Consider the following 6446-nt stretch of genomic DNA (forward strand, 5'->3'; position numbering starts at 1 on the left):
GAATGTCGTTCCGGACTGTCCGCTGTCTCAGTCGGCGCCCGCAGCCGTCGCCGGTCTCGACGACGGCTCGTCAGGTTCCAGGCGCATGCCGTAACGGGGGCTATTCCTTACGGGGCGTAGGTCACGCTCCAGTCGGAGCGAATCCGCACTGGTCCCGGGAGCCCTGCGACAGAGTTCGCCCCGACATTGGCCGTCACGCCGGCGCAGAATGCGGCGACGGTGCGCGGCGAAGCCGGATCGGCGATGCCGCTGGCCGCGATGGTCGGCGCAAAGCAGTTGGAATGCTCGGCAATCGTGCAGGCCCCGGCGTTATTGGCGTCCTGGCAGTCGGTGTTGTTACTGCAGGGGATAATCGGCCTGCCGTCCTCCTCCACGAAGCCGTCGCAGTAGAAGTATCCGGACGGATCGGCGCAGACGCCCTCGCCGTCGGGGTCGACGTTGCAGGCCCCGGGACAGTCGTTCGGTAGCGTAGGCTCGCCCGAGCCGACCGCGTCGCAAGTCGGCAGCTTGCACGGGCCGACGTCGACATTCGTGCAATCGCTATTGGTCGTGCAGGTGCGGCTCAACTCATGTTGGCAGCGATGAATCATGCCGTTGCAGGGGCTGACATCGACGGAGGCGCAGTCGTCATCGATCGTGCAGCGCAATTGTGTGTCCAGGCTGCACGAATAGCCGAGGGTCGCGCACTGCGCGTCGCTCGAGCAGCCGACGGTGGTGTCGCTCGAGCATGCCGCGCACGGGCAGTTCTGCATCGCATCGGCCGAGCACGGCAGATTCGACGAGAGCGAAACGGACGATGTCGTTTCGTCACGCGAGAACTTCATGCCCTGGCCGGTGATGTTCAAACCCAACGAGGGGAGGCAGTCCAGGCTCGTGGCCCCTCCGCTTGGCGGCGGGAACGTCGGATCGGTGCCGTTCGCATCGCACGGCGCACCCGGGCTGTTGCCGACGTCGCAGGTTCCTCCGCGAACCCCGTCATTCGGCGTCGGATCGCCGACACAGACCGGGCAAGGCTGTTGCTGCAGGTATCCGAGATGGATCCGCAGCAACTCGTACAGCTTGACGTGGCCGTGACCGTCATCCGGGCTCCACGTTCCCGTGGCGTTCGTGGCTGCAGTACCGAGCATGCATACGGGGACGCCGCTGATGCTGGCGGGTGTCGGCGGCCGCGTAAAGCAGGTGCACGCTGCCCCGCCGCAGTTCATCGAGTCGCTTTCGTAAGGCTTGTTGCAGTACTTCGTCGAATCGTTCGCACAGCGGCAGTTGCCTTCCGCCGAGTCGAAGCCGGCGACGGTACAATCGCCGAACGGCGCCGATGTCGACGGGCAGTCCAGCCGGAAGCCGAGCAGAGAGCCGTCGACGGGATCGAGGTTGTGCATCCGGCCCTTCCAGCCGGCGTCGATCTCGCTGGCGACGTCGCTTCCGACCTTGTCAGCATGCATCTGCCAGCGCATCGAGTAATTGCCCGCCATTGTGACCGGTGCGACCGGCGACCAGCTGCTGGCGTGGGAGCTGAGCGCGACGATCCGCAGGTCGCCGCCCGGCAGCACGACGCGCGACTGGATGCAGGGGTCGGGGCTGGCCACCCCGGCAGCACCGCTGCAGTCCGCAACGGCGGCACCGTTGCGAGTCATCGTCACGGACAGGAAATCGACCGGCACGATCGACGCGTCGATCGTGAACGTCAGGATCAGCGGGGAGGCCGCCGATGCATCGGGCGCCGTCACTTCGACCGTATGGCCGAGAACGTCGTAACCGGCTACGGTTTCGGCATCGACGATGCGAAGCTCAACCGCACCCGCGTTCGGAGTCTCGACGACGGCAGTGACCGGATTCGCAGGATCCGCGCCGCTGCCGTTCGAGTCGGTCGACACGCTGCCCGTGGCGGCGACACTTTTCTCGGCGCAGCTGCCGCTGGTGCCGATGATGCAATCGAGCAGCGGCGCGATGCCGTCTTCGACGGCGCCCCGCACGGCGTCGGCCTGTCCCGTTGCGGTGCAGCCGGCCTGCGTTTCGGCCTTCGTCATGGCGCCGCCGAATTTCACGGTGGCAGTGCTGATGGTGGCGTCGCGCTTGGTGCCGTCACCGCTGGTCACGAACTTCGACCACGCGCCGAGCTCGGCGGACGCGAGCTTGCCGGCGGCCTTGTAGACTGCGGACGGGCATTTGCCTCCGCCGCTCACCGGCGGCGCCGCGGCTTCCACGTCGGTGGCGAGCGTTTCCACCGTGGTCGTGGACGAATCCACGAGACCGTTGCACGGCGCTCCGTTCTTCAAATCCGCCGAGTCGAAGGCGGGGGCCACCTTGTCGGACGACTTGCTCACGCAATCGGCCGCGGGCGCGGATCCGTCGAGCGCTCCCTTGGCGGCGCAGCCGAGCAGCCCGCCGGCATACTTGCCGGAGCTTTTGAGCTTGGCCGCCCTGCACGATTGATCCGGCGTCCCGGCCGCACCGGCGGCCAGCGGCAGCGCGACGACGGCAACGGCGATGACCAGTGCGAACGGCAGCCACGGATTCGAACGGGTCCGGTTTCGGCTCGAAGGCATCATGTTTTCCCCAGTCTGCCGGCCTGTTGATTGCGCCGGGCTTGGCACGAGTTCGCGCGCAGCGCGCGGAACGTCAACGTCAATCGTCAATACTTACAATGCAGTAGCTGATTGCGACGGTCCTCTCCCGAAGGGCCGGTTGCGGGCGCAACGTAGCAAATGCGGTCCGCCTGTTCTGTGACCTACTACACCGCGTGCGCCAATGTCCAGCCGCTTTTCCCCGGCACCGGGATGGCGCCGGCTTGTCTACTCCACTTTGCCTGCCAGGAACCAGCGCCGCCTGTGCCGGTCGTAGAAGACCCACAGGATCTCGCCGTCCTCGGTACGCGCGAAGTGGTACTCGCGGTGGACTTCGCGGTTCCACCATCCTCCGGAGACGATGTAGGGACCGTCCATGTTGTCGACGCGGCCGTGGGCGGCGCTGCGGATGATCGGAGTGCGCGCGGCCGCGCTGCTTTGTTCGCGCGATGCCGTGCGCGCGGTGCCGGCGGGTTCGCGCGGGACGGTGCGACTTGCGCTTCCCGCGGGCGCATCGCGGACCGTCGCGTCGTGCGGGGCCTCGTACAGGAGCGACGGAATCCAGCAGTCGTCGCGCTCGCGAAAAGGCTTCGGCGCAAGCGCGATCGGCTTTTCGTAGATGCGGCGCACCAGAGGCCTCGTGCGCACCACCCGCGCCGACGGTGCGACGAGTGTCGCCGCGGGCTCCCACGTAAATCCTGCTTCGGGCAGGTGCCCTTCGCGCAGCACCGCGCGCACCACGGCGTGCTCGCCGAGCTCGGCGCGAAGCCGTGCCAGTGCCCGCGAGCCTGCAGCGAGATCGCGCTGCGTCCTGTCCATTCTGTCATGGAACAGGCGAAGCTGCTCGTGCCCGGCCGCTGCGGCCTCGGCCTCGACCTCGATTTCGATGAACGACGACGAAGCGCCGCGCCGGCGCTTTTCCGTCTCCGGCCCTCCTGCAACGCAGGCGCCCAGGCGAAGCCGCAGCAGGTCGAGGAGCACGTCTTCCTCCAGCGTCGCCTCGGCCGGACGCACCGCGATCTCGAGCGCGGCCGCTTCGTGTTTGAGACTTGCGCGAAGCCTTGCCGTCACGGCCGCGGCCGCCTGTCCGCGCGAGGCCAGCATCGCCAGCAGCGTTGCGAGCAGGCGCCGCACCAGCAGCAGCACGATTGCCTGGTCACTGACGGGATCTTCGAGGATCACCGAGCGCAGCAACGGCTCTTTGGCCGGCTCCGGTACGAGCGGGTCCCACTGCTGACCGCGCGCGCGGCGGTGCAGGCGCTCGGCCTCTTCTCCGAAACGCCGCGCGATGCTGCCGGCAGGAAGGCGCAGGAAATCGCCGACGGTGGCAATGCCGAGACGTGCCATCGCATCGCGCAGCTTCGGATCGATCCCGAGGCGCTCGAGCGCGACCTCGGCAACCAGGCGCTTCTCTTCTTCGTGGCTTTCGCAAACGAGCAGACGTCGCGACGAACGAGCCTTCGGTCCCGCGCGGCCCTGGTGCGAAGCGCCGCACAGCGCGCGTGCGAACGCGTAGCTGCCGAAGCGCGTGAAGCCGCAGGCAAGGCCGGCTTCGAAACCGCAGCCGTTTACTGCGCGGGCCACCGCGTTCGCCCACGCCTGCGCGCTCACGTACAGGCGCACCAGCCCGCTGGCGTCGAGCCAGAACACTCCCGGCTCCTCGCGCGAAGGCTCGACGTGAGGCGTGTGGCGGCGCAGCGCATCGGCGATGCGCGTGCGTGCTTCTTCGATCTGCGCTGCAGCGACGACGCCGGCTCTCAGTCGTCCGTCGAGCGCGAGGGCGGCGCCGTAGCGCATGCCGGGGCGCAGCCGCGACCTCCATGCTCTTTCGCTGACTTCGAGAAGAACGCCTCCCGGCTCGTCGGCGTCGACGACGGCGGCCGGAAACGTTTTCCAGTCCGGATGGTCGGCCAGCAGCAGCTGCAGGGCCAGCGCGGGGACGTCAATGCAGGCGTATCGGTCCATTGCGGGTCGTGCCAGCATGGCGATGTCCTGGGATACCCGGGGGTAGCGGGAATCGGCTGGTCACGCGGGCGGTCTAGCAGGGAGCCCGGTGGCGAACAAGAGGCGAAAACAGAAAACCGCCATGGGCGGGGATTTGGCATCCGACGAGTCGCATCCATTCAGAAACCGCGTGTGAGAAACCGCGTGGAGGAAATCTGCCGTCCCGGCGAGAAGCCGCGCCGACGAGATCCTCGAGCCGTCCCGGATTCCCGCGCACTCGAATGAAAGCGTGGGGGCCGCGTCGATGGTCACACGGACTTCGCCCTACAGCGTCGAAGATCCCGGGGGAGAGACTGTCGTGAACAACCGAATCGTTTGCTGCATTGCCACCGGCGTCCTGCTTTCCGGTTGCGCTGTCACGTACCACGTCGCCCCTCTGGAGAGCCCGCCCGCCACCGTCCGTTACGATCACGGCGCGGGAACGATCAGCCTCGTGCAGCATAACGGCGCTCTGCAGATGACGCCGTTCGGTGTCGAGAACGGAAAGCTCGTCTTCGGCGTTGCTGCGTTCAACAACTCTGCGCATCCCGCCAACTTCGGCGTCGAGAACATCCACGTCGTCACTGGGGAGAACAAGGGCCTGAGGGTGTTCACCGCGGACGATCTGGCGCGCGAAGCGCGCAACAAGGCCACGGCCGAATCGGTCGGCCTCGCGGTGGTCGGCGCGGCTGGCGTCGCCGCATCGATCGCGGCTTCGGACCAGAGCTACCACGGCACCTATCATACGCCGCACGGCAGCTACCGTTATCACGAGCACTACGAGGATCCGGGCGTCGCCATTGCCGGAAGCGCGCTGTCGGCCGGTGCAGCCGGAGCGGGAATCTACGCGGTGCAGCGGTCGCTCGATGCGACGCTCGCCGGAATCGGGCAGACGATCCTGCAGACGACAACGCTCGATCCAGGCCGCTCGGTGGGCGGGCGCGTCGTCATCGCCAAATCGCAAAGCAACTACTACCCGCAGGACGTCACCGTGATCGTCGACTGGAACGGCGAGCAGTACGCGTTCCCGTTCCGCGTCGAAAAACAATCCTGAGCCGCTGCGGCTGCACGGGCCTGCGTGCTCAGCGCAGGCCCGGCGGCGCGCGCAGCGTTTCCTCGACAGTCCATCCCGGCGCTCGGGTCTTGTCCTTGAGTGCGCGGATCGAGCACGTGAAGCGACCCGACGAAGTTCGCAGTCGCTCGGCGCGCACGCGCAGCGAAACGATCGGCGACAGCGATGCGGCGTCGTCGGATTTTTCGGTGAGGAAGACGACGGCGCTGCAATGCTTGCGCGCAAGGCCGAGAAGACGGCTGACCAGCGCAGAAGAAATCGACGCGCGGGCGCCGAGGTCGAGCATCACCAGCGCGAAGGCCCCCGAGCGCAGCAGCTTGTCGGCGGCGCGCGCCGCGCACGCGGCATCGGTCGTGCGCACGACGACGAGCGCGGCAAGATCGATGCCGCACGCATCGAAATCCGGCGGAAAGAACGTGGAGGCGCGCGCGCTGATCCACGCGACGGGCTCTCCTGCCTGCTGGGCCTTCCACATCAGGCTTGCGGCGGCGCTGAGCGCGGCGCTGCCGGCGTCGCGCAGCGGGGAGATGTCCCAGATGTTGGCCATCGCGGGCGGGTTCTTGGGGATTTGGTTGGGGATTTGTCGGGGGATTTGCGCGGGCCGCAGCAGGGCTTCGCCGCCGCAGGTGAGCTCGACGAGGCGGCCGGCCAGGACGCCGGCATCCCACGCCGCCGCGGGCGGGACGTCCTGACGGGGAGAGGGGCTGGCGGGATTCTGCGCAGGACTTTGCAGGACCGGCTCCACCGCCCCGCCTTTAGCAGAACGCCCCCAGGCGAACAAGAGGCGAAAGTTACAGATAAGTAATGGGGTCAGGCACCAGAGGAAT

Annotated in this window: 4 protein-coding genes; 1 reads left to right on the top strand and 3 read right to left on the bottom strand. The window is 67.6% G+C overall.

The window, feature by feature from the left end:
* Positions 1-107: 107 nt before the first annotated feature.
* Together VGK20_06600 and VGK20_06605 are read right to left on the bottom strand one after the other, a co-directional pair.
* Positions 108-2546 (bottom strand): hypothetical protein, encoded by a 2439-nt coding sequence (locus tag VGK20_06600; protein HEY2773703.1) that lies wholly within the window; start codon positions 2544-2546, stop codon positions 108-110.
* A gap of 246 nt (positions 2547-2792) precedes the next feature.
* Positions 2793-4547 carry a DNA polymerase Y family protein gene (locus VGK20_06605; GenBank protein HEY2773704.1) on the bottom strand — a complete coding sequence of 585 codons (1755 nt, stop codon included), beginning with the start codon at positions 4545-4547 and terminating at the stop codon, positions 2793-2795.
* Between the two features lie 319 nt (positions 4548-4866).
* Between VGK20_06605 and VGK20_06610 the strand changes: the two genes are divergently transcribed.
* Positions 4867-5601: a hypothetical protein gene (locus VGK20_06610; GenBank protein HEY2773705.1), complete on the top strand. Its 735-nt coding sequence runs from the start codon at positions 4867-4869 to the stop codon at positions 5599-5601.
* 28 nt (positions 5602-5629) lie between these two features.
* Here the strand turns inward: VGK20_06610 and VGK20_06615 are convergent, their stop codons facing one another.
* Positions 5630-6166, bottom strand: a complete 537-nt coding sequence (locus tag VGK20_06615; protein ID HEY2773706.1) for a recombinase A — start codon at positions 6164-6166, stop codon at positions 5630-5632.
* Positions 6167-6446 lie beyond the last annotated feature (280 nt).

This window comes from Candidatus Binatia bacterium, from assembly GCA_036493895.1.
Lineage (GTDB): Bacteria > Desulfobacterota > Binatia > UBA1149 > CAITLU01 > DATNBU01.

Excerpts from the sequence above, each read along its gene's own strand:
- VGK20_06600 (HEY2773703.1), bottom strand. The coding sequence starts at position 2,546 with ATGCCTTCGAGCCGAAACCGGACCCGTTCGAATCCGTGGCTGCCGTTC.
- VGK20_06605 (HEY2773704.1), bottom strand. The coding sequence starts at position 4,547 with ATGCTGGCACGACCCGCAATGGACCGATACGCCTGCATTGACGTCCCC.
- VGK20_06615 (HEY2773706.1), bottom strand. The coding sequence starts at position 6,166 with ATGGCCAACATCTGGGACATCTCCCCGCTGCGCGACGCCGGCAGCGCC.